General features: G+C 65.3%; 11 protein-coding genes and 1 tRNA gene. 9 read left to right on the top strand and 3 right to left on the bottom strand.

Annotated elements, in window-relative coordinates:
• Positions 1-151: 151 nt before the first annotated feature.
• The 3 genes from ASD68_RS15835 to ASD68_RS15825 are packed head-to-tail and all read left to right on the top strand — an operon-like array spanning position 152 to position 14,023.
• Positions 152-2,173, top strand: a complete 2,022-nt coding sequence (locus ASD68_RS15835; protein WP_235578770.1) for a ShlB/FhaC/HecB family hemolysin secretion/activation protein — start codon at positions 152-154, stop codon at positions 2,171-2,173.
• An 11-nt stretch (positions 2,174-2,184) separates the two neighbouring features.
• Positions 2,185-12,894, top strand: a complete 10,710-nt coding sequence (locus ASD68_RS15830) for a filamentous hemagglutinin N-terminal domain-containing protein (RefSeq protein ID WP_056608495.1) — start codon at positions 2,185-2,187, stop codon at positions 12,892-12,894.
• The gene (locus tag ASD68_RS15825; RefSeq protein ID WP_156458440.1) at positions 12,887-14,023 is read left to right on the top strand and encodes a hypothetical protein; all 1,137 of its coding nucleotides are present in this window, start codon (positions 12,887-12,889) and stop codon (positions 14,021-14,023) included. Before ASD68_RS15830 ends, ASD68_RS15825 begins: the two co-directional genes overlap by 8 nt.
• Before the next feature lie 15 nt (positions 14,024-14,038).
• Here ASD68_RS15825 and tssA read toward each other — a convergent pair whose 3' ends face one another.
• A complete protein-coding gene (tssA, locus tag ASD68_RS15820) occupies positions 14,039-15,097 on the bottom strand; it encodes a type VI secretion system protein TssA (protein WP_056608488.1) in 1,059 nt (352 codons plus the stop codon).
• Positions 15,098-15,263: 166 nt separating this feature from the next.
• Positions 15,264-15,821 carry a GspH/FimT family pseudopilin gene (locus ASD68_RS15815; RefSeq protein ID WP_235578769.1) on the bottom strand — a complete coding sequence of 186 codons (558 nt, stop codon included), beginning with the start codon at positions 15,819-15,821 and terminating at the stop codon, positions 15,264-15,266.
• A gap of 153 nt (positions 15,822-15,974) precedes the next feature.
• Here ASD68_RS15815 and uvrB point away from each other — a divergent pair, with 153 nt between their 5' ends.
• The 3 genes from uvrB (at position 15,975) to ASD68_RS15800 (ending at position 18,924) form a co-directional block, all read left to right on the top strand.
• The gene (gene uvrB / locus ASD68_RS15810; protein WP_056608485.1) at positions 15,975-17,990 is read left to right on the top strand and encodes an excinuclease ABC subunit UvrB; all 2,016 of its coding nucleotides are present in this window, start codon (positions 15,975-15,977) and stop codon (positions 17,988-17,990) included.
• A gap of 348 nt (positions 17,991-18,338) precedes the next feature.
• Positions 18,339-18,413, top strand: a tRNA-Val gene (locus ASD68_RS15805).
• A gap of 61 nt (positions 18,414-18,474) precedes the next feature.
• A complete protein-coding gene (locus ASD68_RS15800) occupies positions 18,475-18,924 on the top strand; it encodes a CopD family protein (RefSeq protein ID WP_056608482.1) in 450 nt (149 codons plus the stop codon).
• Positions 18,925-19,020: 96 nt separating this feature from the next.
• On the opposite strand, the gene ASD68_RS15795 is transcribed toward ASD68_RS15800, so the two are convergent.
• Entirely contained in the window at positions 19,021-20,025 is a 1,005-nt protein-coding gene (locus ASD68_RS15795) for an NAD-dependent epimerase (RefSeq protein ID WP_056608479.1), read from the bottom strand.
• A gap of 119 nt (positions 20,026-20,144) precedes the next feature.
• Between ASD68_RS15795 and ASD68_RS15790 the strand changes: the two genes are divergently transcribed.
• The 3 genes from ASD68_RS15790 to infC all read left to right on the top strand — a co-directional run bounded on the left by ASD68_RS15790 (position 20,145) and on the right by infC (position 23,773).
• Positions 20,145-21,059: a glycine betaine ABC transporter substrate-binding protein gene (locus tag ASD68_RS15790; RefSeq protein ID WP_056608476.1), complete on the top strand. Its 915-nt coding sequence runs from the start codon at positions 20,145-20,147 to the stop codon at positions 21,057-21,059.
• 231 nt (positions 21,060-21,290) lie between these two features.
• Positions 21,291-23,192 (top strand): threonine--tRNA ligase, encoded by a 1,902-nt coding sequence (gene thrS, locus ASD68_RS15785; RefSeq protein ID WP_056085487.1) that lies wholly within the window; start codon positions 21,291-21,293, stop codon positions 23,190-23,192.
• Positions 23,193-23,233: 41 nt separating this feature from the next.
• Entirely contained in the window at positions 23,234-23,773 is a 540-nt protein-coding gene (infC, locus tag ASD68_RS15780) for a translation initiation factor IF-3 (protein ID WP_082520303.1), read from the top strand.
• The last annotated feature ends 176 nt before the right edge of the window (positions 23,774-23,949 follow it).

Here is a 23,949-nt window from a genome sequence, read left to right as displayed (position 1 = left end):
TAGTGCGGGTCGGTGCTGCAGCGCCACAACGACGGTTGATCAAATTTTCCGCCATTTGACGCATTAGCAGAAAACGGCCCGGATGTACCACGAGGGCATGGCAGTTTCTGGTCGTCAGGCTGCCACGATCAACGATTGCAAGGGGAATGTCGTGCGGATTGCTTGCCTGGCAGGGGCGTTGGCGCTGGCCTTGAGCGGTACGGTGTTGGCGCAGGAGACGGCGCCGCCGCCGGCCGCCGCGCCGGAGAGTGGCGCGAGCGCGGCAACCCCGGACATGGCCGCACCGCAGATCCTGATCAGCGGCATCGCCCCGGGCGACGCCGTCGCGGCGGCCGCCGCGCAGCAGGCCATCGATACCGAATACAACAACGCCGTGGCCGCCGCCGGCGGCGCCACCACGCTCAGCCCCGCGCAATGGCAAGCGGTTGCCGACAAGGTGACCGCAGCGCTGCAGCAGGCCGGCCATCCCGACGCCCGTGCCTATCTGGCCACCCAGCTGATGGCGTTCCGCCCGCACGCGCCGGCCGCGGTGGCGCAAACCACTCCCGCCACCCCCGCTGCGCCGGCGGACAACGTGGTGCCGCCGGTGCGCGACCGCGAAACCGACGCGGCCGTGTCGCAACAGATCGCCGTACGCGGCTTCCGCGTGCAGGGCGTCGGCAATCACCCGGACAACGACATCACCCCGGCCTCGATCCAGGCGCTGGCCGATGCCCAGTTCAAGGCGCTGGGCGGCGACGCGACAACGCCGGCCCAACTGGATTTCACCCAGCTGCAGGAGGTGGCCGACAAGATCACCGCGCGCTACCGCAACGCCGGCTTCATCGTGGCCACGGCGTTCCTGCCTGCGCAGACCGTGGGCGACGACAAGCTCATCGAGATCAAGGTGCTGGAAGGCACCATCGGCAAGATCATCGTCAAGGGCACCAAGCGCTATCGCCCCGGCGTGATCGCCGCGCCGGCGGAGAAACTGCGCGGCAAGCCGTTGCGCAAGAGCGCCGTCGACACCGCCCTGCTTTACGACCGCGACTTGCCCGGCGTGTCGGTGACCTCCACCTTCCAGCCCGGCTCGAAGACCGGCGAAACCGACCTGGTGATGGTGGCGCGCGAGGCGAAACGGCCGTTCACCTTCACCACCGGCGTCAACAATTACGGCAACGAATTGACCGGTCGTTACCGCGCGCAACTGGGCGCCACCTGGTTGAGCCCGCTGGGCATCGGCGACAGCCTGGCCGCCAACGTCGACTACGCCTTCAACCCGCGCAACAACGTCTACGGCTCGCTGGTCTATCGCGCGCCCACCGTGGTGGTGCCGGGCCTCAGCGCCGTGATCGGCGCCACCCGCAGCGCGATGCAGATCAACACCGGCACCTTTACCGCGTTGGGCGTGAAAGGCCCCAGCTCGCTGTATTTCGGCGGCGCGGACTGGGCCTTCGTCAATACCGACGCGCTGAAACTGCAGGGCACGCTGCGTTACATCAAGGAGCAGTCCAAGCTCAGCACGGTCGGCACGACGTTGTCCGACCAGCGCTTCGACGTGGCCGAGCTCGGCTTCGGCATGAACCACACCGACCAGCGTTTCCACGGCATCGACCTGCTGCAGCTGGCCGTGCGCAAGTCGGTGAAGGATCGCTCGCGCCAGCCGGATCTGGTCAGCCCGGATCACGCCCGCAGCTTTCTCAGCGCCAAGCTCTCCTATACGCGCCTGCAGTTTCTTACCGACCGGCAACGGCTGTATTTCAAGCTGGCTGGCCAGTTCACCAACGACGCGCTGGTGCCGCTGGAGCAGTTTGGCCTGGGTGGCCCCGACAGCGTGCGCGCCTATCCGATTTCCGAGGGCCTGGCTGATCGGGGCTATTACAGCTCGCTGGAATACCACGTCGATGCGCCCGGCTTCGGTGACAAGGTGTCGCCGTTCTACGGCCGGCCGTGGCGCGAGCTGCTGGAGTTCGAGGCCTTCGTCGATTACGGCAAGGGCTACCCGGCCGGCGCCAATCGTCGCAACAAAACCCGCTCGGTCACCCTCAACGGTATCGGCGCGGGGCTGATTTTCCGCTTGCCCCAGTTCCATCAGTTCGAGTTCCACCTCGACGGTTCCGTACCGACGAGTCGGCAGCGCGCATCCGACGACAACGGCTACCACATCTATTCGCGCTTCGGCTTCACGTTTTGACGGGTGACACCATGAACAACACTATCGACGCGAAGACCCGCGGCGCACACGCCGCCACCCTGCCGCCGCATGCCGGCCGGCTGCGGCGAAAACTGTTGCCGGTAAGCCTGTCGCTGCTGCTGGTCAGCCCGTTCGTGTTTGGCGGTGAAGCGATGGCCGCCGCCGTCGGCGCCACCACCGGGCCCACCGGCGGCACCGTGGTGGGCGGTGTCGGCAGCATCACGCAGAACGGCGCCAACACCGTCATCAACCAGAACTCGGCCAAGCTGGCGCTGGACTGGCAGACCTTCAACGTGGGCAAGGATGCCTCGGTGAAGTTCAACCAGCCGTCGTTCAATGCGGTGGCGCTGAACCGCATCCTGGACCAGAACCCCAGCCAGATCTTCGGCCACATCAGTTCCAACGGCCAGGTGTTCCTGATCAACACCCACGGCATCATCTTCGGCGCCAGCGCGCAGATGAACGTGGGCGGCCTGATGGCCAGCACGCTCGACCTCACGCCCAAGGACTTTCTCGCCAGCCGCTACAACCTCGACGCGCACGGCGCCAATGCCGGCATCGTCAATCACGGCCTGATCAAGGCCGCCAGCGGCGGTTCGGTGAGCCTGGTCGGTGGCAGCGTCGCCAACGATGGCGTGATCCTGGCCAACTACGGCCGCATCAACCTCGACGGCGCCGATCGCGCCGTGCTCGATTTCGACGGCAATGGCCTGATCAACATCCAGGTCACCGGCGAGCTGAAACAGCGACTGGACAACAACCAGGCGGCGGTAACCAACAAGGGCACGCTGAAGGCCGACAGCGGCACCGTGGTATTGCAGGCGTCTGCCGCGAAAGACCTGTTCACCAACCTGGTCAACAACAGCGGCGTCATCGATGCCGGCGGCATCAGCACCCAGGGCGGCGTGGTGCGGCTGGTGGCGGCCGGTGGCAACACCGAGAACAGCGGCGCCATCAACGTCACCGGCGCACAAGGCGGCAGCGTGCAGTTGCTGTCGGACCAGAACGTCAGCGTCACCGGCAATGTCGATGCCTCCGGCAGCCATGGCGGCGGCAGCATCCGCGTGGGCGGCGGCTACCAGGGCGGCGAAGGATTGCAGGCCGCGGCAGTGACCTATGTCGGCCCGGACGCGCGATTGAACGCCGACGCCTTGCAGTCGGGCGATGGTGGTTCAGTGGTGCTGTGGTCGAACACCGCGACCGGCTTCAAGGGCAACATCAGCGCACGCGGCGGCGCGGCCGGCGGCAACGGCGGCATGGCCGAAGTTTCCAGCCGCGGCTACCTGGCTTTCGACGGCTCCGCCGACCTGCGCGCGCCGCACGGGGCATGGGGCACGCTGCTACTGGACCCGAATGACATCACTATCAGTGATGATCCGAATGCCAACCCGGCGACCCTGGACGGCTTCGACGCCAGTGGCGTTTTCACGCCAGGGGATGCGACCGCCGCATCCACCATCAACACGGGCACCATCGTCGCCCAGCTGGGCAGCAGCGACGTCAACATCAAGACGACCGACGGCAACATCACCGTCGTCAACGGTTTCACCTACAACGGTGAAAACGACCGCACATTGACGCTGGATGCAGCCGGCACGCTGACATTCAAGACCGGCGCGACCATTGAGTCCACCGGAGGAACCGGCGGCACGCATACGCTCGGCGGCGTTCTGACCGGAACGAGTGGTGTCGTTTTTGAAGGCGGTTCCAGTTTCATCACCAACGGCGGCGACCTGGCCGTCAACGGCGGCGCGTTCACGCTCGATGGCGCACTCGATGCCGGCGCCGGCACGGTCACGCTGGATTCGAGCGGCGCAATCGGCCAGACCAGTGGTGTCATCACCGCCGGCACGCTGACCGGCAGCTCGACCGGGGCGACGACACTCGGCGAAGCCAACCAAATTGGCACGCTGGGTGATTTCAGCGCGGCCAGCCTCTCGCTGACCAACAGCACGGCGCTCACCATTGCGGGCAACATCGTGGCAGGCGACGCGGGCGATCCCGTCGGACCGCCGGTCGTTCTGCCCACCGGCGGCAGCATCACGCTGAGTTCCGGCGGCATCATCACGCAGGACGCCGGCAGCAGCATCTCGAGCAACGGCGGCGACATTTCCCTCACCGGCAGTGCGGTGGCCTTGAGCGGCACGCTCGACGCCAGCAATTCGGACACCACCGGCGATGTGACCTTGACCAGCACGGCTGGCGGCCTGTCGGTGGAGGACATCACCGGTGACACGGTAACGCTGGAGGCCACGGGCGGCGGGATCACGCAAACCGACGGCGTAATCACGGCGGCTACGCTCACCGGCAGTACCACGGGCGATGCCACGCTCAACCGGTCCACCAACGTCATCGCAAAGCTGGACGACTTCAGCGCGGCCAGCCTTTTGCTGGCGAACAACACGGCGCTCACCATCGCGGGCAACGTCGTTGCAGGCGATGCGACCGGCACGCCGGTGGTGCCGGGCAATATCACGCTGAGTTCCGGCGGCGTCATCACGCAGGAAGCCGGCAGCAGCCTGTCGAGCAATGGTGGGGACATTTCCATCACGGGAAGTGCCACTGGCCCGGGCTCTACGCTGATCCTTGACGGCACGCTCGACGCCGGTACAGGTGGCGTAAGTCTGACCACCGATGCCGGCGATCTGTCGCTGGGTGGCGCTGTGACTGGCGCCACGGTGACGCTGACCGCAAACGGCGTGGACGGTGCCATCAAGCAGACCGCGGGCAGCATCACCGCCACTGGCGGTAACGTCACGTTGAACTCGGCTGGCGGCACGCAACTCGGCAAGATCGAGGCGGGAAGCCTGACCGTGACCGCCGGTGGCATCACCCAGTTGAGTGGTGCAGGCGATGCGTTGCTCGTCAGCGGCACATCGAGTTTCGACGCGGGCGCGCACGCCATCACGCTGGACAACACCAGCAATCACTTCACGGGCGCGGTGAGCCTCACCAACAGCGACGCGAACGCCGTCACGCTCAACAACGGCGGCAATGCGCTGGTGCTGGGTGATGTGCAGGTGGGTAGTGGCACGCTGACGGTGTCGGGCGTGGGCATCACGCAAGCGACCGGGAGCACGATCACCCAGGCGGCAAGTGCCGGTGCGGTGCAATTCAACGCCGGTGCGGGCGTGCTTCAACTGGACAAGGCCAACACCTTCACCGGTGCGGTGAGCCTGGCCAACAGCGACGCGAACGCCGTCACGCTCAACAACGGCGCCGATGCGCTGGTGCTGGGTGATGTGCATGTGGGCAGTGGCACGCTGACGGTGTCGGGCGTGGGCATCACGCAAGCGACCGGGAGCACGATCACCCAGGCGGCGAGTGCCGGTGCGGCGCAATTCAACGCCGGTGCCGGCGTGCTTCAGCTGGGCAACGCCAATGCCTTCACCGGTGCAGTGAGCCTCAAAAACAGCGGCGCCAACAATGTCACGCTCGACAACGGCACCAATGCGCTGGTGCTGGGTGATGTGCAGGTGGGCAGCGGCGCATTGACGGTGACGGGTGTCGGCATCACGCAAGCGACCGGCAGCACGATCACCCAGGCGGCGGGCGCGGGTGCGGCACAATTCGACGCCGGTGCCGGCGTGCTTCAACTGGACAAGGCCAACACCTTCACCGGTGCGGTGGGCCTCACCAACAGCGGTGCGAATGACGTCACGCTCAACAACGGTGCCAATGCGCTGGTGCTGGGCGATGTGCAGGTGGGTAGCGGCGCGCTGACGGTGACGGGCGTGGGCATCACGCAAGCGACCGGGAGCACGATCACCCAGGCGGCAGGTGCGGGTGCGGCGCAATTCAACGCCGGTGCCGGCGTGCTTCAGCTGGACAAGGCCAATACCTTCACCGGTGCGGTGGGCCTCACCAACAGCGGTGCGAATGACGTCACGCTCAACAACGGCGCCAATGCGCTGGAGCTAGGCGATGTGCAGGTGGGCAGCGGCACGCTGACAGTGTCGGGTGTCGGCATCACGCAAGCGGCCGGCAGCACGATCACCCAGGTGGCGGGCGCGGGTGCGGCGCAATTCAACGCCGGTGCCGGCGTGCTTCAGCTGGACAAGGCCAACACCTTCACCGGTGCGGTGGGCCTCACCAACAGTGGGGCGAATGACGTCACGCTCAACAACGGCAGCAATGCGCTGGTGCTCGGCGACGTGCAGGTGGGCAGTGGTACGTTGACGGTGTCGGGTACCGGCATCACGCAAGCGGTCGGCAGCACAATCACCCAGGCGGCGAGTGCGGGTGCGGCGCAGTTCGACGCCGGTGTTGGTGCACTTCAGCTGGCCAACGCCAATACCTTCACTGGTGCGGTCAGCCTGAAAAACAGCGGTGCCAACAACGTCACGCTGAACAATGGCGCCAACGCGCTGACCTTGGGTACATCAACGCTGGGCAGCGGCACTTTCAACCTGACGGGGACCGGTCAGACCACTCTGGCCGGCAACCTCAGCACCAGCGGTGGCGCGATCGCCTTGTCGGGACCGATAACGCTGGGTGCAGCGAGCACCGGTGTCGATACAACCGATGGTGGCAGCGTGGCGGCGGGCGCGGCGATCACGTTCAACGGCGCGGTGAATGGCGCTTCGACCCTTACCTTGAATGCCGGTACGGGAGGTACGGTCACGTTGGGCGGAGCAGTCGGTGCCGCAACAACCTTGACTGGCCTCGACGTCACCGCGGGCAGCTTCAGCGCGAACACGTTGAACATCGGTACCGGTGGGTTGGCGGTTACCACCCGCGCCGGTGACATCACGCAAGGCGGTGCATTCACGGTCACCGGCGCTTCGAGTTTCGACGCGGGCGCGCATGCCATCGCGCTGGCCAACACGAACAATCACTTTACCGGTGCAGTGAGCCTCGCCAACAGCGATGCGAACGACGTCACGCTCAACAACGGCGCCAATGCGCTGGAGCTGGGTGATGTGCAGGTGGGTAGCGGCGCATTGACGGTGTCGGGTGTCGGCATCACGCAAGCGACCGGCAGCACGATCACCCAGGAAGCGAGTGCAGGTGCGGCGCAATTCAATGCCGGTGCCGGCGTGCTCCAACTGGACAACGCCAACACGCTCACCGGTGCGGTGAGCCTCAAGAACAGCGGCGCCAACGACGTCACGCTGGACAATGGCAGCAACGCGCTGGTGCTGGGCGACGTGCAGATCGGCAGTGGTGCGCTGACAGTATTGGGTGTGGGCATCACGCAAGCGGTTGGCAGCACGATCACCCAGGCGGCGAGCGCGGGTGCGGCACAATTCAACGCCGATGCCGGCGTGCTCCAACTGGACAACGCCAATACCTTCACGGGTGCGGTGAGCCTCAACAACAGCGGCGCCAACAACGTCACGCTGAATAACGGGGCCAACGCGTTGGCGCTGGGTACGTCCACGCTGGGCAGCGGCACTTTCAACCTGACGGGCACCGGCCAGACAACCCTGGCCGGCAACCTCAGCACCAGCGGTGGCGCGATCATCTTGTCGGGACCGGTGACGCTGGGTGCAGCCAGCACCGGTGTCGATACAACCGGTGGTGGCAGCGTGACGACGGGCGCGGCGATCACGTTCAACGGCGCGGTGGATGGCGCTTCGACCCTTACCCTGAATGCCGGTACGGGAGGTGCGGTCACGTTGGGCGGAGCAGTCGGTGCCGCAACAACCTTGACTGGCCTCGACGTCACCGCGGGCAGCTTCAGCGCGAACACGCTGAACATCGGTACCGGCGGACTGTCGGTAGCGACCCAGGCCAGTGACATCACACAGGGCGGTGCATTCACGGTCACCGGCGCGTCGAGTTTCGACGCAGGCGCACATGCCATCACGCTGGCCAACACGAACAATCACTTCACCGGTGCAGTGAGCCTCACCAACAGCGGCGCGAACGCCGTCGCGCTCAACAACGGCAGCAATGCGCTGGAGCTGGGCGATGTGCAGGTGGGCAGCGGCACGCTGACAGTGTCGGGTACCGGCATCACGCAGGCGACCGGCAGCACGATTACCCAGGCGGCGGGTGCGGGTGCGGCGCAATTCAACGCCGGTGCCGGCGTGCTTCAGCTGGACAGCGCCAACACCTTCACCGGCGCGGTGAGCCTCAACAACAGCGGCAACCACGACGTGACGCTGGACAACGGTACCCACGCGTTGACCCTTGGCACGTCCACGCTGGGAAGCGGTGCCTTCAGTCTCGAGGGCAGCGGTCAAACGACCCTGGCCGGCAACCTCACCACGACGGGCGGTGCGATCACCTTGTCCGGTTCGGTGGCCCTGGGCTCACCCGTTACCGGCATCTACACGACAGGCGGCGGTGCGACGACAGGCGCGGCGATCACTTTCGACGGCGCGCTGGACGGTGCCTCCGGCCTGACCCTGGATGCGGGGACGACAGGCCTGGTCACACTGGGCGGAGTCGTTGGCAATACGACGGCCTTGACCAGCCTCACCGTTACCGCAGGCAGCTTCAGTGCGAATACGCTGAACATCGGTAGCGGTGGATTGTCGGTGACTACCCAGGCCGGCGACATCATGCAGAGCGGTACGGGCGCATTTACGGTGGTGGGAACGTCGGACTTCACCGCCATGAATGGGCACGAGATCACGCTGGAGGCCGCCAATAATGATTTCCAGGGGAGTGTCAAAGCCACCGGCACCGGGGTGTCGATCACCGACACCAACGACCTGACGATCGACACACTGACCAACGGCACCGACGGCACCGTGAGCCTGATCGCCGGCGGCGCGCTGCTGTTGCCCACCGGTTCGATCGACACCGGCGCGGCCGACCTGACACTGGAGGCGAATGGTGGAACCCTGGTTGCACCCGGTGTGCTGAGCGGCGCCAACGTAACGCTCAGCAGTCAAGGCGACATCACTCTGAGTAAAGCGGTGACGGCAACGGGAACCTTGAGCCTGACCAGCCTCGCCGGGGCGATCGGACAGAGCCTCACCGGCAACCTCACGGCGGCAGTACTGACGGGCAGTTCGTCCGGCAGCACACTGCTCGATGGCACCAATCACATCGCCAGCCTGGGCAATTTCAGCGCCAGCGGATTCAGCCTGACCAACAGCCAGGGTCTTTCTGTCAGCGGCGTGGTCGATGGTGGCAGCAGCGCCGCGCTGACCACCACCAGCGGCAACCTGACGGTCGGCGGCAGGCTCAAGGGCACGACGGTCACGCTTACGTCCGCAGGTGCGATCGACGAAGGCGGCACCAGTACTGGGGTGATCGAGGCGGGCACGCTGACAGGCACTTCGCAGGGCGATACCTTGCTCGATGGCGCCAACCTGGTCGACACGCTCGGCAGTTTCAGTGCGGCCAACTTCACCCTCGTCAACAATCAGGGCCTGGCGGCAAACGGCCCGCTGACCACAACGGGCGGCACCGGCAGCATCAGCCTGAAGACCACCACCGGGGCCTTGAGCCTGGGCAGCGACTTGTCCGGTGGCGCCATTTCGCTGGAGTCAGCCGACGACCTCGTGCTGGCCAAGGCCATCAACGGCAGCACGGTCGAGCTGATTTCTTCCGGTGGCGGCATCAGCCAGAGTGCCGGCGTCATCACGGCAGGCACGTTGAGCGGTCATGCCGCGGATAGTGTCGCGTTGAACCTGGGCAACCGGGTTGTGGCGCTGGGTAACTTCGATGCCGATGGATTCAGCCTGACCAACGACGCGGCCCTGGCCGTCAACGGCGTAGTCGATGGCGGCAGCAGCACCACGCTGACCACCACGACCGGCAACCTGACGGTCAACGGTACGCTCAAGGGCACGGCGGTCACGCTCAGCTCCGCCGGTGGCATCGGCGAAGGTGCCGCTGGTGTGATCGAGGCGGATACGCTGGCTGGCCACTCGCAAGGCGATACCTTGCTTGGCGGCGCCAACCTGGTCGACACGCTCAACAATTTCGACGCGACCAACTTCAGCTTCGTCAATGCGCAGGATCTGGCCGTCAGCGGTCCACTGGCGACGGGCGCCGGCGCTGGCAGCATCAGCCTGAAGACGAGCAGCGGGACCTTGAGCGTGAATGACGACCTGGTGGCGTCGGCCGTGGCGCTGACCTCAGCCGACGGCCTCACGTTGACCCACAACATCAATGCCACCGCGGTGTCGCTGGCGGCCGGCGGCAACATCAGCCAGAGCGCTGGCGTCATCACTGCCGGCACCTTGACGGGTCAATCGACGGGCACCACGACCCTGGGCCTTGCCAACCACGTCGGCACGCTGGGCAGTTTCAAGGCGGCGAACTTCAGCCTGGTCAATGACGCCGGGCTATCCGTCAACGGTCCGCTGCAGATCACCAGCCCCAACGGCGGTGTCAGCCTGAGGACGACATCGGGCATCCTGACGGTCAATTCGGTGCTGAGCGCCGGTGCCGTCAGCCTGGACTCCGCCGGCAACCTGGCGTTGGCACATGAAGTCAGTGGTGGCCTGGTCACGCTGAAGTCGGGCGGCAATATCAGCCAGACGGCCTCGGGAACACTTACGGCCACCACCTTGACCGGCAGCTCGACAGGCAGCACCACGCTCAACGGATCGGGCAACAAGATCGGCACACTGGGCAGCTTCACCGCGGCGGGTTTCAGCCTGACCAACAGTCAGTCGCTGTCGGTCGCCGGCCCGGTCAATGGCGGTGCCAGCACGTCGCTGGCGACCACGGCCGGCAACCTGGCGATCAACGGTGCCGTGAACGGAACCACCACCGCCTTCAATGTTGCCGGCAACATCACCCAGGGGGCAGGCGGCGTCATCACGGCGGCTACGTTGCGCGGTACGGCGGGGGGTGCGGTAGCGCTCGGCGGCAACAACCAGATCGACACGCTGGGTGACTTCAGCGCCGCCGGGTTCAGCCTGAAAAACGCGCGGGACCTGACCGTCGCCGGCACCGTGAATGGCGGCAGCAGCGCAGGGCTGGCGACGACAGGCAACCTGATCATCAACGGCACGCTCACCGGTGCAACCACCACGCTCGACGTGACCGGCGCCATCAGCGAGGCCAGCGCGGGCAGCATCGTCGCCGGCCGGCTCAATGGCGACACCACCGGGGCCGTCAGCCTTACCGGCAACAATCGCATCGGCGCGCTGGGCGATTTCAGTGCCGCCTACCTCAACCTCGGCAATGCCCAGGCACTGACCGTGGCCGGCACGGTCGACGGCGGCACCAGCACCACGCTGACCACCACCAGCGGCGATCTCACGATCAACGGCGCGCTGAAAGGCACGGCCATGACGCTGGACTCGGCCGGCGCGATCAACGAAGGCAGCCAGGGAGTGATCACCGCCGCCACGCTGACCGGGCGTTCGACCGGCATCACCGCGCTCAACGGTGCCAACCGTGTCGGCACCCTGGGCAGCTTCGATGCGGCGGGCTTCGACTTCACCAACGCGCAGGCGCTGTCGGCCAACGGCCCGCTGACGATCGCCAACGGTGGGCGCCTGCATCTGACGACGTCATCGGGCGTACTGTCGGTCAACTCCGCGTTGCGCGGTGGCGACGTGGGCCTGAGTTCCGCCAGCGACCTGACCCTGACCCAGGCGGTGCAGGGCGACACGGTTACGCTGGTTTCGGGCGGCAACATCAGCCAGACCGCCAGCGGCATCGTCACGGCAGGCACGCTGGCCGGCCGTTCCGTCGGCAGCACCATGCTCGATCCGGTCAACCATGTGGACGCGCTGGGCAGCTTCAGTGCCAATGGTTTCGACCTGGCCAGCGACCGGACACTGACCGTCATCGGCCCGGTCGATGGCGGTGACCACGTCAACCTGATCACCACCAACGGCGACATCATCATCAACGGCCTGGTCAGTGGCACCCGCACCACGCTCAGCTCGGCCGGCGCCATCAATCAGGGCTCGGCAGGTGGTATTGCCGCCAGCACGCTGAGCGGCAGTTCGACGGGCGCCACCACACTGGAAGGTGGCGGCAACCGGGTGGCCACGCTGGAAGCATTCAAGGCCGCGGGCTTCAGCTTCACCAACGGGCAATCCCTGATCGTGGCCGGCCCGATCGACGGTGGCGCGCGCACCACGCTCACCACCACCCGCGGTGGTGACCTGTCGATCGACGGCGCCGTTCAGGGCGGCATGATGACCCTGGTTTCCGCCGGTGCCATCAACGAAGGCGCCAGCGGCAGCCTCACCGCCGATACGCTGACCGGCAGCGCGACGGGCATGGTCATGCTGGGCGATGCCGCGCACCCGCTGGCCAACTACATCGGTACGCTGGGTGGTTTCTCGGCGCCGGCCGGTTTCAGCCTCACCAATGCACAGACCCTGACCCTGGCGTCGGTGAACGGCAGCGGCTACACGGTGGATGCCGGCACGTCGTCAACCTACCTTTCGGTGGTCAACGGCGACTTGCTGCAGGCTGACCAGGCATGGCTGTACAACGGCGCGGGCGTATGGGCGTCCACCGGCCACATGGGTGTCGGCGGCGCGCCGATCTATGTGACTGGTGTCGACGCGCAGGTCATCGTGCCGGGTGGCATTTCGCCTGCGTATTTCTATGCGGTGGACCGGCAGGGCAACATCCTGCCGCTCACCGGTGGCAGCAGCATCAACGTGCCCACGTCGGCGTTGACCAGCCGCGCGCAGAACACCAACAAGCACACCGACTCGTACATCGACTCCAGCGTGATCTCGGCCAACTACCGAGCCTTCGGCATCGTGCCGTCGGGTTTGCTGCTGCCGCCCGACCAGCAGCGCTGCGCACCCGATGCGATGGATTGCGATGATGAGTAAAGCCCGTCCCACCCGCGCACGTGCGATGCGATGGTGGATTGCCGCGGCCGGTTGCGCGCTGGCGACCCCCACCGGTGCCCAACTGGCGCCGCGGGTCACCGGTGAAACGGTGATCGCCCAGCTCGACGCGGCACAGCATGACCTGGCCGCGAAGGCGCATGCGTCGTCCGATCCGCAACTTGTGGCCACCAGCGACCAGCTGGCGCACATGGCCAGCGACTTGCGCGCCACGCTGGGCGGTTCCGATGCGACCAAGCCCGTGGACATCATCGACGGGCGCGCGCAGGCAAGAGCCCGGCGTGCGCAGGCCGCCGCGCAACGCACGCGCGCCTATCTCGACATTTCCGGTGGATGCGTCGGCGGCGACGCCCGCGCGCTTGCCGATGCCCTGGCTGCCAGCGTCAAGCGGCTGGCCGACGCCGAGGATGCGTCCAAGGACGCGCAGCCGGTGATCGATGCGGTCGAGACGCTGGATCACAAACCGTTGTTCGCCCTGCATCCCGGCGACAAGCCGTTGGCGTTTGCCCTGACCGGCACGAACCTGTCGGACGCGCAATGCGCCGATCCCGAAGTTACGGCCACCGACGGGCAGGGCGCGCCGCTCGCGGTGCAACCGGTGATCACCGGCGTCTCGGCGGCCCGCATCGAACTGAAACTGCCACCCAGCCAGATGCTCGAACCGGGAAGCTACGTGCTGCACGTCGTGCCGAAGCGCAAGACCTTCCTGCTGGGCTGCGTCACCCAGCCCGAAGCGGTTGCCGTGGTGCAGATCGCGAAACCGTTGCGACTTTCCGTGGACTACAGCTTGACCGCCATGTGCGCCGCCGACCCTGGTGGTGCAGGGAAAAGCGTGCCGCTGGGCGCGGGCACCTTGCCCGACATCAGCGCCTACGGCAGTACCGTTTCGCAGCAGATCGATACCACCGCCTGCGGTGATCCGCTGAGCTACGCGGTGAGCGCCACGGTCCGGCGCGCGGACGGCAGCAGTGCGTCGATCGGGCCGATCGTGCAAAGCGCCAATGCCAGCATCACCGCCGGTTTGCCCGGCGGGCTTTCGCTGAACTGGAATCCATCGATCCACACGATGTTCGTCCGCTCCGGCGCGAACACCTGCAAGGGCGTCCATTGACGCCCTTGCCGTGTTTCATTCGTATTCGGTGCGGCCGGAAACAACCTGCAGCTCGCTGACTCCGCCGGGGGCCAGGTCGTTCAGCAGGTCCAGGAAGCTCTTGTCGACCAGGCGCTTGGCACGCTCCAGCAACAGCGGGATCGGGCTGGACGGCTCGTTTTTCGCGTAGTACTCGCACAGTTCGTCGAGCCGCTTGATGACGTCCTGCGAGTTCTCGATGCGGCCGCTGGCCACGGGCTTTGCGTGGCCTGATGCAACGGCTTGCGCACCTTCCTCCGCTTCGTATTCACCCGCGGCCTCGTCTTGCGGCATGCGCTTGGCAAGCTGTGCTTCCACGAATTTTTTCAGCTCATGGATATCGCCGATCAATGCCTTCAGGTCCGGGCCGGCGGTACCGATCTGCTCGCTGAAAATGCCGTCGATCGCTTTGGCCTGATCCAGCGCCTCGTTAATCGCCGTGGCGTTGGCCAGCAATTGCTCTTCCGGACAATCCAGGCAACACGCCTCGATCTCGGTCAGGCCGGGTGCTTCGCCGGACTCGCTATCAGTCGAGCTGATTTTCAGCGTGCCTTGGGCAATCTGCAGATCGCGCAATGAAAAACGCCCCAGTCGCGGCGACTGCACAAAAGGCGTGGTGCGGAAATAACCGAGCACGCTCTGGGTGTCGCTGATCGGCACCACGGCGTTGACGCGGGCGGTCGGATCGTTGTCGTCCTCGGCGTCCAGTTGCGGGTGCACGCCATCCCAGTAGTTTTCCAGCAGGGCGCGAATCAGGCCAAGGCCCGACGCCCAGCCCGGCATGCCATCGGTACGCATCCAGGCGGTCGCCAGGTGCGTGGCAACGCGCAGATCCTTGGAGCGCCCCAGCAGCGCTTCGGCCATGCTGGCGACCTTCTCCCAGTCCGGCTCCTCGGCGGCCTTGACGCTGTCGCCGATGGCGCGTTCGGCCTTGGGCGAGGCGGCGCGGTCGAGCGCCAGAAAATCCTGGTCGTATTCCAGGTTTTCACCGGTGGGCAATTCATCCCCCAGCGGAGCAATCAACGATTCCAGATCATGGTTTGACATGGCGTCCATATATCGCGGCAATGGAGGCCCTCATGGTAACGCAATTGCGCCGTTCCATACGATCTCGTGGCATATTTTTAGCGTGTTCCCATAATCATTTTTCCGGCGTGGTCACGGCTTAATCGCGTGGTGCAAGATAATCGTCGCGAGGGATCGTGCAAGCCACCCGTCGGGCTCAATGCTGTTGTGCACAGGCAGCTGCCTGCGCGGCACTGGCGTGGCCACCGCGGATGCGTCCGGAGTTGGCCACGACGACGTTGAGCGCCTGCTCGGGCGTGCCGCGGCGGCAGAACACGAAGGTAAGGTTGCTGCCGCGGGCGCTGCCATCGGCCTGGAAACGTACGTGGTGTCGGCCGACCGAACTCTGGATCGTGAGGCGTTCGGCGTAGTTGCCATTGACATGCAGCGGCTGGCCGTCGGGCTGGTTGTCATGATCGCGATCGGCGGCAAGCAGCCAGCCATGGTCCCAGCGCTCTTCATCGGCGCATTGCCGACCGTCGCGGCTGGGGCAGAACACCGTGGCATGCCGCGCAATCACGGCCGCTTCGCGGGTGTGATGCAGGGCGCCGATGAAATCGGCCTGGGCTGTCCGCAGCTGGTTCCGGTCGAGCAGGTGCCGCATCGACGGCATCGCGGCACCGACCAGGGTCGCGATGATCGCGATCACCATGACCTGTTCGACGAGCGTGACGCCACGCTCCCGTTGACCGTTTATCCATCCCTGATCCGGCACGTTCACGCTCCTGCGTCGCCTGGAACCGGCATGCTAGGTGTCTGCCGGGAACGTGGCTGTCGCCCGATCGGCGTCTCCGGCGTCGGTCACTGCTGACGCCAGCTGTCAGCAGGCCCGATTTAAAATGGCCCGTCGCACCCACACATGTAGCCGATGACCGACCGCTTCCAACTCGTTGCTCCGTACCAACCCTCCGGCGACCAGCCGCAGGCGATCTCACGCCTGGCCGAAGGTTTCGAGGCCGGCCTGGCCGCGCAAACGCTGCTGGGCGTCACCGGCTCGGGCAAGACCTACACCATCGCCAACGTGATCGAGAAGGTGCAGCGGCCCACCATCGTGATGGCGCCGAACAAGACCCTGGCGGCGCAGTTGTACGGGGAATTCAAGGAGTTTTTCCCGCACAACGCGGTGGAATACTTCGTCAGCTACTACGACTACTACCAGCCGGAAGCGTACGTGGTGGCGTCGGACACGTTCATCGAGAAGGACGCCTCGATCAACGAGCACATCGAGCAGATGCGGCTGTCGGCGACCAAGGCGCTGCTGTCGCGGCGGGACTCCATCATCGTCGCCACCGTGTCGGCGATCTACGGCCTGGGCAATCCCGAGGACTACCTCAGCCTGCGGCTGATCCTGGCCAAGGGCGAACGGATCGACCAGCGCAAGCTGATCCATCAATTGACCGAATTGCAGTACACCCGCAACGAAATGGAACTGCGCCGCGGTACGTACCGCGTGCGTGGCGAGATCATCGACGTGTTTCCGGCCGAGTCGGAAACCGAGGCGTTGCGGATCGAGCTGTTCGACGGCGAAGTGGAAAACATGGCGCTGTTCGATCCGCTCACCGGCGAGACGATCCGCAAGATTCCGCGCTACACCGTCTACCCCCGCACGCACTACGCCAGCACCCGCGAGAGCGTGCTCAACGCCACCGAGACGATCAAGACCGAGCTGAAGGAGCGGCTGGAAGTGCTGTACCGCGACAACAAGCTGGTCGAGGCGCAGCGGTTGGATCAGCGTACCCGCTTCGACCTGGAGATGATGGTGGAGGTGGGTTACTGCCAGGGCATCGAGAACTACTCGCGCCATCTCACCCGCCGCTTGCCCGGCGAACCGCCGCCGACCCTGTTCGACTACCTGCCGCCCGACGGCATGCTGGTGGTGGATGAATCGCACGTCACCGTGCCGCAACTGGGCGCCATGTACAAAGGCGACCGCTCGCGCAAGGAGACCCTGGTGGAGTTCGGTTTCCGGCTGCCTTCGGCGATGGACAACCGGCCGCTGAAGTTCGAGGAATGGGAGCAGCGGGTGCCGCGCGCGATCTACGTCTCCGCCACCCCGCGCGATTACGAGCTGCAGAAATCCGGCGACGCGGTGACCGAGCTGGTGGTGCGCCCCACCGGCCTGGTCGACCCGGAAGTGGAAGTGCGGCCGGTGCGTACCCAGGTCGACGACCTGCTCAGCGAGGCGCACAAGCGCATCGCCATGGGTGACCGCGTGCTGGTCACCACGCTGACCAAGCGCATGGCCGAGAACCTCACCGAATACCTGTCAGAGCACGACATCAAGGTGCGCTACCTCCACTCGGACATCGAGACGGTCGAACGCAGCGAGATCATCCGCGACCTGCGCCTGGGCGAGTTCGATGTGCTGGTCGGTATCAACCTGCTGCGCGAGGGCCTGGACATGCCCGAGGTGTCGCTGGTGGCGGTGCTGGATGCGGACAAGGAAGGCTTCCTGCGTTCCACCGGCTCGCTGATCCAGACCATCGGCCGCGCAGCTCGCAACGTGCGCGGCAAGGCCATCCTGTACGCCGACAACGTCACCCGCTCGATGCAGGCGGCGATGGATGAGACCGCCCGCCGCCGCGAAAAGCAGATCGCCTGGAACCTGGAGCAGGGCATCGTGCCCACCACCATCGTGCGGCGCATCGCCGACATCATGGAGGGGGCGCGCAGCGAGGTCGGCAGCCGCCGCGGCAGCAAGACCCGTGTCCGCGCCGTGGCCGAGCAACCGGCCGACTACGCCGGCCTCAGCGCTTCGCAGGCCGCCAGCATGCTGAAAAAGCTGGAGTCGCAGATGTACAAGCACGCGCAGAATCTCGAGTTCGAGGACGCCGCGAAGCTGCGCGACCAGATTCACCAGCTGCGCGAGCAATCGCTGCGTTAGCTTTTTTGCTTCCCTCCCTGCGGGGCACAAAACGGCAGGATTACCGTTTTGTGCGGCGCGAGCCGCCTGTAGGGCGAGTTCCATGGATGGCGCGAGTACAGCTGCCCGAAGGGCTGAAGGGGGCGCTTCGCCTTGGAAGCAAGATCAAAAGCGCCCCCATCCGCCTGCGGCACCTTCCCCCGCATAGCGGGGGAAGGAAGCGTCTGCTTCGCGTCAGTGCGCTGAAGCCGCCAGGCGTCTGGATTTTTACCTGGGTTTGGCGGCGCCTTGCCGTCGGTGCATGGGTTATTGTCGACCGCCGGTCGCTACCGTATACTGCGCGGCTCGCACGGCATGCCGTGGCGAGACGGGCGGTTAGCTCAGCGGTAGAGCACTACCTTGACATGGTAGGGGTCACAAGTTCGATCCTTGTACCGCCCACCAATACCCCGAACGGCGCGGCCCCACAGGCCGCGCCGTTTTTGTTTGTCCACGGAGCGTTGTCATGACCTATCTGTTGATCAAGTCGCTGCATCTGCTGTTCGTGATCGCCTGGATGGCCACGGTGTTCTACCTGCCGCGGATCCTGGTGAACCTGGCCGAAACCGCGAACGAACCGACGGTGCAGGCGCGGCTGCAGTTGATGGGGCGGCGTCTGTACAAGTTCGGTCACAACATGTTCGGCATGGCTTTCCTGTTCGGCGTGACCTTGTGGCAGGGCTGGCGGGTGTTTCCGACGGCGCTGCCGAACGTCACCGCGGGCACGCACTGGATCGACGCCAAGCTGACCCTGGTGGCCATCCTGCTGGCGTATTTCATCTGGGCTGGCCGTGCCTTGAAGCGCAAGGCTGCCGGCGGCAACCTTCCATCGGCCCGGGCACTGCGCTGGATCAACGAACTGCCGGTCTTGCTGCTGCTGGGCGTGATTTGGCTGGTGCTCGCCAAGCCGTTTTGATGCCTTGGCCCTGATGGTGGGAGCGACTTCAGTCGCGATGCCTTCGATCTCGGCAGCACCCGAAGGGCATCGCGGCTGAAGCCGCTCCCACAAGGGTTACGCGTAATACCCGCGATACCACTCCACGAAACGCGCCACGCCCTCCTCGATCGAGGTGGCCGGCGCGTAGCCCACGTCGCGGCGCAGCGCGGAAACGTCGGCCCAGGTGTCGGCCACGTCGCCAGGCTGCATCGGCAGCAGGTGTTTTTCCGCGGTGCGGCCCAGGTTCTGCTCCAGCAACTCGATGAAGCGCATCAGCTGCACCGGCTGGTCGTTGCCGATGTTGTAGACGCGGTAGGGCGCGCTCGATGTGGCGGGATTGGGGTGCTCGGCGTCGTACGCGGGGTCGGCTTCGGCCGGATGGTCGAGCGCACGGATCACGCCTTCCACGATGTCGTCGATATAGGTGAAATCGCGGCTGTGGTGGCCGTGGTTGAACACGTCGATCGGCTCGCCCCGGCTGATCCGGTCGGCAAAAAGGATTGGCGACATGTCCGGTCGGCCCCATGGACCATACACGGTGAAGAAGCGCAGGCCGGTGGTGGGAAGGCCGTATAGATGGCTGTACGTGTGCGCCATCAGCTCGTTCGCCTTCTTGCTGGCGGCGTACAGACTCACCGGATGATCGACGGCATCTTCCAGCGCGAAAGGCATCTTGCGGTTGGCGCCGTAGACTGAGCTGGACGATGCATAGACCAGATGCCCGACCTTGCCATGGCGGCACGCTTCCAGGATGTTGACGAAGCCGACCAGGTTGCTTTGCACGTAGGCGCGCGGGTTCTGCAGCGAGTAGCGCACGCCCGCCTGCGCCGCCAGATTCACCACCCGCTGCGGCTGGAACGCGGCAAACGCCTGATCCACCGCAGCAGCATCGGCCAGGTCGGCGCGCTGGTGCGTGTAGTTCGGGTGATCGATGAAGCGCGCCAGCCGTGCTTCCTTCAGCGCCGGGTCGTAATAGTCGTTGTGGTTGTCGAAGCCATAGACCTCGTCACCGCGATCCAGCAACCGTTGCGCCAGGGCGGCGCCGATGAAGCCGGCGGTGCCGGTAACCAGGATGCGCATGGAGGGATCCGATGAGTGCAGGTTCGCTCATTCTACCGGCCGCTGCCCGCGCGGCGGGACGCATCGCCACGCGATCGCTCTACAATGTTTGCCTGCATGCGGCCATTCAGGGGAATGCCATGATCGACAAGCTGCTCCAGCGTCGTCCAGTGCTTGCCTGCATGCTCGCGCTTGCCCTGGTGGGCGGCTGCACAGCGCCTTCCGGCAACCCGGCGGATACGTCGTCAGCGCTCTCGCGCGACGTGAAGCTCGCTTATGTGGATTGGTCCAGCTGCTCCGACGCCACCCACGTGGTCAAGGCCGTGCTGGAGCAGGAAGGCTTTCGCGTAAAAACCGTCCTGCTGACTGGCGCAGCGATGTATTCGGCGCTGGCGCAAGGCGACGCCGATGCCACCGTGTGCGCCTGGTTGCCCAGCACGCACGCGGCTTATTACGCGCGTGCCCAGGACCGGTTGATCAACCTGGGGCCGAACATGGCCGGCACCCGGATCGGTCTGGTGGTGCCTGATTACGTGTCGATCGACACGATCGATCAGCTGGCCGCGCACGCCGATCGGTTCGGCCACCGCATCGTCGGCATCGATCCCGACGCTGGCGAGATGGGCATTGCGCGCAAGGCGATCGAGACCTACCAGCTGCCGCTGAAACTCGTCGAAGGCACCGACGCCAGCATGGCCGCCGCGCTGGGGCGCGCGATCGGCGCGCGGCAGTGGATCGTGGTGACCGGCTGGACGCCGCACTGGATGTGGGCGCGCTGGAAGCTGAAATACCTGGCCGATCCCAAGGGCAGCTTCGGCGGTGCCGAAGACATCGACACGCTCGTGCGCAAAGGTCTGCAGCACGACAAGCCCAGGGCCTACACGATACTCGATGGCTTCCGCTGGACGTCGGCACAGATGCAGCAGGTGATGGCGGCCGGTCGGCAGCCGGGCGCGGATGCCGACGAAAATGCCCGCGCATGGGTGAAGGCGCACCCGGAGCTGGTGTCCGGCTGGATCAGTGGCGGCGTTGACACCCGAACAGGTGCGAAGTAACTTTTTGGTCCCTTCGCGCCTGCCGTGGTGGCCTGCGGGTAACCGCCGGTCGAGTGTGTGACATGGACACTAGCAACGTTTCCGGTTGACCCCATCCTGCAAGGCAGTACCGAAGGGCGCGCTTTGCGCCCTTTTTCGTGGCCGCTACCCGGTCTTTGCGGCCAGTGAGCACGCTTGCAGTCATACTTCGTTTTTCGATCCGCCACTGGGGCGGGTCATCAGGTGCCATCCATGATTGAGATCACGCTACCCGACGGCAGCAAGAAGCCGTTCGATCATCCCGTTACCGTGCAGGACGTGGCCGCCTCCATCGGCGCCGGCCTGGCCAAGGCCACGCTGGCCGGCAAGGTCGACGGCCAGCTGGTCGATGCCGGTTTTTCGATCGATCACGACGCCAGCCTGCAGATCGTGACCGACAAGAGCCCCGAGGCGCTGGAGATCCTGCGCCATTCCACCGCGCATCTGATGGGACAGGCCGTGCAGCGACTGTTTCCGGGCGCGCAGGTGACGATCGGCCCGGTGATCGACAATGGCTTCTTCTACGATTTCGCCTACGAGCGCCCGTTCACGCCCGAGGATCTGCCGAAGATCGAGGCGGAGATGCACAAGATCGTGGCCGAGCAGTTGCCGGTAACGCGTACGGTGAAATCGCGCGATGAGGCGGTGGCGTTCTTCCGTGGACTGGGCGAGGAATACAAGGCCGAGATCATCGAGGGCATTCCCGCCAACGAGGATCTTTCGCTGTATTCGCAAGGTGAGTTCACCGACCTGTGCCGCGGCCCACATGTGCCGAACACGGCCAAGCTGCGCTCGTTCAAGCTGATGAAGGTGGCCGGTGCGTACTGGCGCGGTGACTCCAACAACGCCATGTTGACCCGCATCTATGGCACCGCGTGGCTCAACGACAAGGACCTGAAGGCGTACCTGTTCCAGCTGGAAGAGGCCGAGAAACGCGACCATCGCAAGATCGGCAAGCAGCTCGACCTGTTCCACCAGCAGGAAGAAAGCCCCGGCATGGTGTTCTGGCACCCGAACGGCTGGGCCATCTGGCAGCAGGTCGAGCAGTACATGCGCGGCGTGTACAGGAAGAGCGGCTACCAGGAAGTGCGCTGCCCGCAGGTGCTGGACGTGTCGCTGTGGAAGAAGTCCGGCCACTGGGACAACTACCAGGAAAACATGTTCTTCACCGAGTCGGAGAAGCACACGTTCGCGCTGAAGCCGATGAACTGCCCCGGGCATGTGCAGGTGTTCAACACCACCTTGCACAGCTACCGCGAGTTGCCGATCCGCTACGGCGAATTCGGTGGCTGCCACCGCAACGAGCCGTCCGGCGCGCTGCACGGCATCATGCGCGTGCGTGCGTTTACCCAGGACGACGGCCACATCTTCTGCACACCGGAACAGATCGAGCCGGAAGTTACCGCCTTCCACGCGCAGGCCATGCAGGTCTACGCCGATTTCGGTTTCGAGCACATCGACGTGGCGCTGGCGCTGCGTCCGGAAAAACGCATCGGCGATGACGACGTGTGGGATCGTGCCGAGGCCGCGCTGCGCAGCGCGCTGTCGGCCGCCGGGGTGAAATGGACCGAGCTGCCGGGCGAGGGCGCGTTCTACGGCCCCAAGATCGAGTACCACATGAAGGATTCGATCGGCCGCGACTGGCAGGTCGGCACCATGCAGGTGGATTTCATGATGCCCGAGCGCCTGGGCGCCGAATACGTCGACGAGCATTCGCAGAAGCGACACCCCGTGATGCTGCACCGGGCCATCGTGGGTTCGATGGAGCGCTTCATCGGCATCCTGATCGAGCATCATGCGGGCTTGCTGCCCGCGTGGCTGGCGCCGGTTCAGGCGGTGGCGTTCAGCATCACCGATGCGCAGGCCGATTACGCCGCCCAGGTGACGCAAACCCTTGTCGACAAAGGTTTCCGGGTACAATCGGATTTGCGCAACGAGAAAGTCGGCTATAAAATCCGCGAGCATACGATGCAGAAAGTGCCTTACCTCCTCGTGGTCGGTGATCGCGAGAAAGAGACGGGGACGGTTTCTGTGCGTACCCGTTCCGGCGAGGATTTGGGCAGCATGCCGCTGGCCGACTTCATCGAACGACTGGAGACCGAAACCCGGCGCTGAGCCCGAACGCTCAGATTCGGCGGTCTTTTTCATCACTTCTTCTGGAGGATCGTGGTATCGCAACCACCGACAACAAGGGCAATCGTCGTAACCTGGAAATCCGTGTGCCGCGGGTGCGTGTCATCGGTGCCGAAGCGGAGCAGCTCGGTATCCTGACCCGTGACGAAGCGCTGGCACTGGCGCAGGAAGCGGGCATGGACCTGGTCGAGATCCAGCCCAACGGCGATCCGCCGGTCTGCCGCATCATGGATTACGGCAAGTTCAAGTTCGAAGCCCAGAAGAAGGCGCAGGCCGCCAAGAAGAAGCAGAAGCAAGTCGAGATCAAGGAAGTGAAGTTCCGCCCCGTCACCGACGTGGGCGACTACCAGATCAAGCTGCGCAACATGCTGCGGTTCCTCGAGGAAGGCGACAAGGTCAAGGTCACCATCCGTTTCCGCGGCCGCGAGATGTCGCACCAGGACCTGGGCCAGAACCTGGCCCGCAAGATCCAGGAAGACATCGGCGACAACGGCCAGGTGGAGTCCTATCCGCGCCTGGAAGGCCGCCAGATGGTCATGATGATCGGGCCGAAGAAGAAATAATCCCGCGCGACGAGGCCCTCTTGGTCTTGTCGGCGCGACCTGTGGGAGCGGCTTCAGCCGCGATGCTCTTGCTCTGGAGGCTCCAGGACAAAGGCATCGCGACTGAAGTCGCTCCTACTGGTATCGGGGCTTTGAACTCCGTATAATCGCCGGTTCGACCCGCCTGGATGGGTCGT

Source organism: Rhodanobacter sp. Root627 (assembly GCF_001427835.1).
GTDB lineage: Bacteria > Pseudomonadota > Gammaproteobacteria > Xanthomonadales > Rhodanobacteraceae > Rhodanobacter > Rhodanobacter ginsenosidimutans.
Note: the sequence above shows the minus strand (reverse complement) of the source record. Positions and strands in the feature narration are given on the sequence as shown.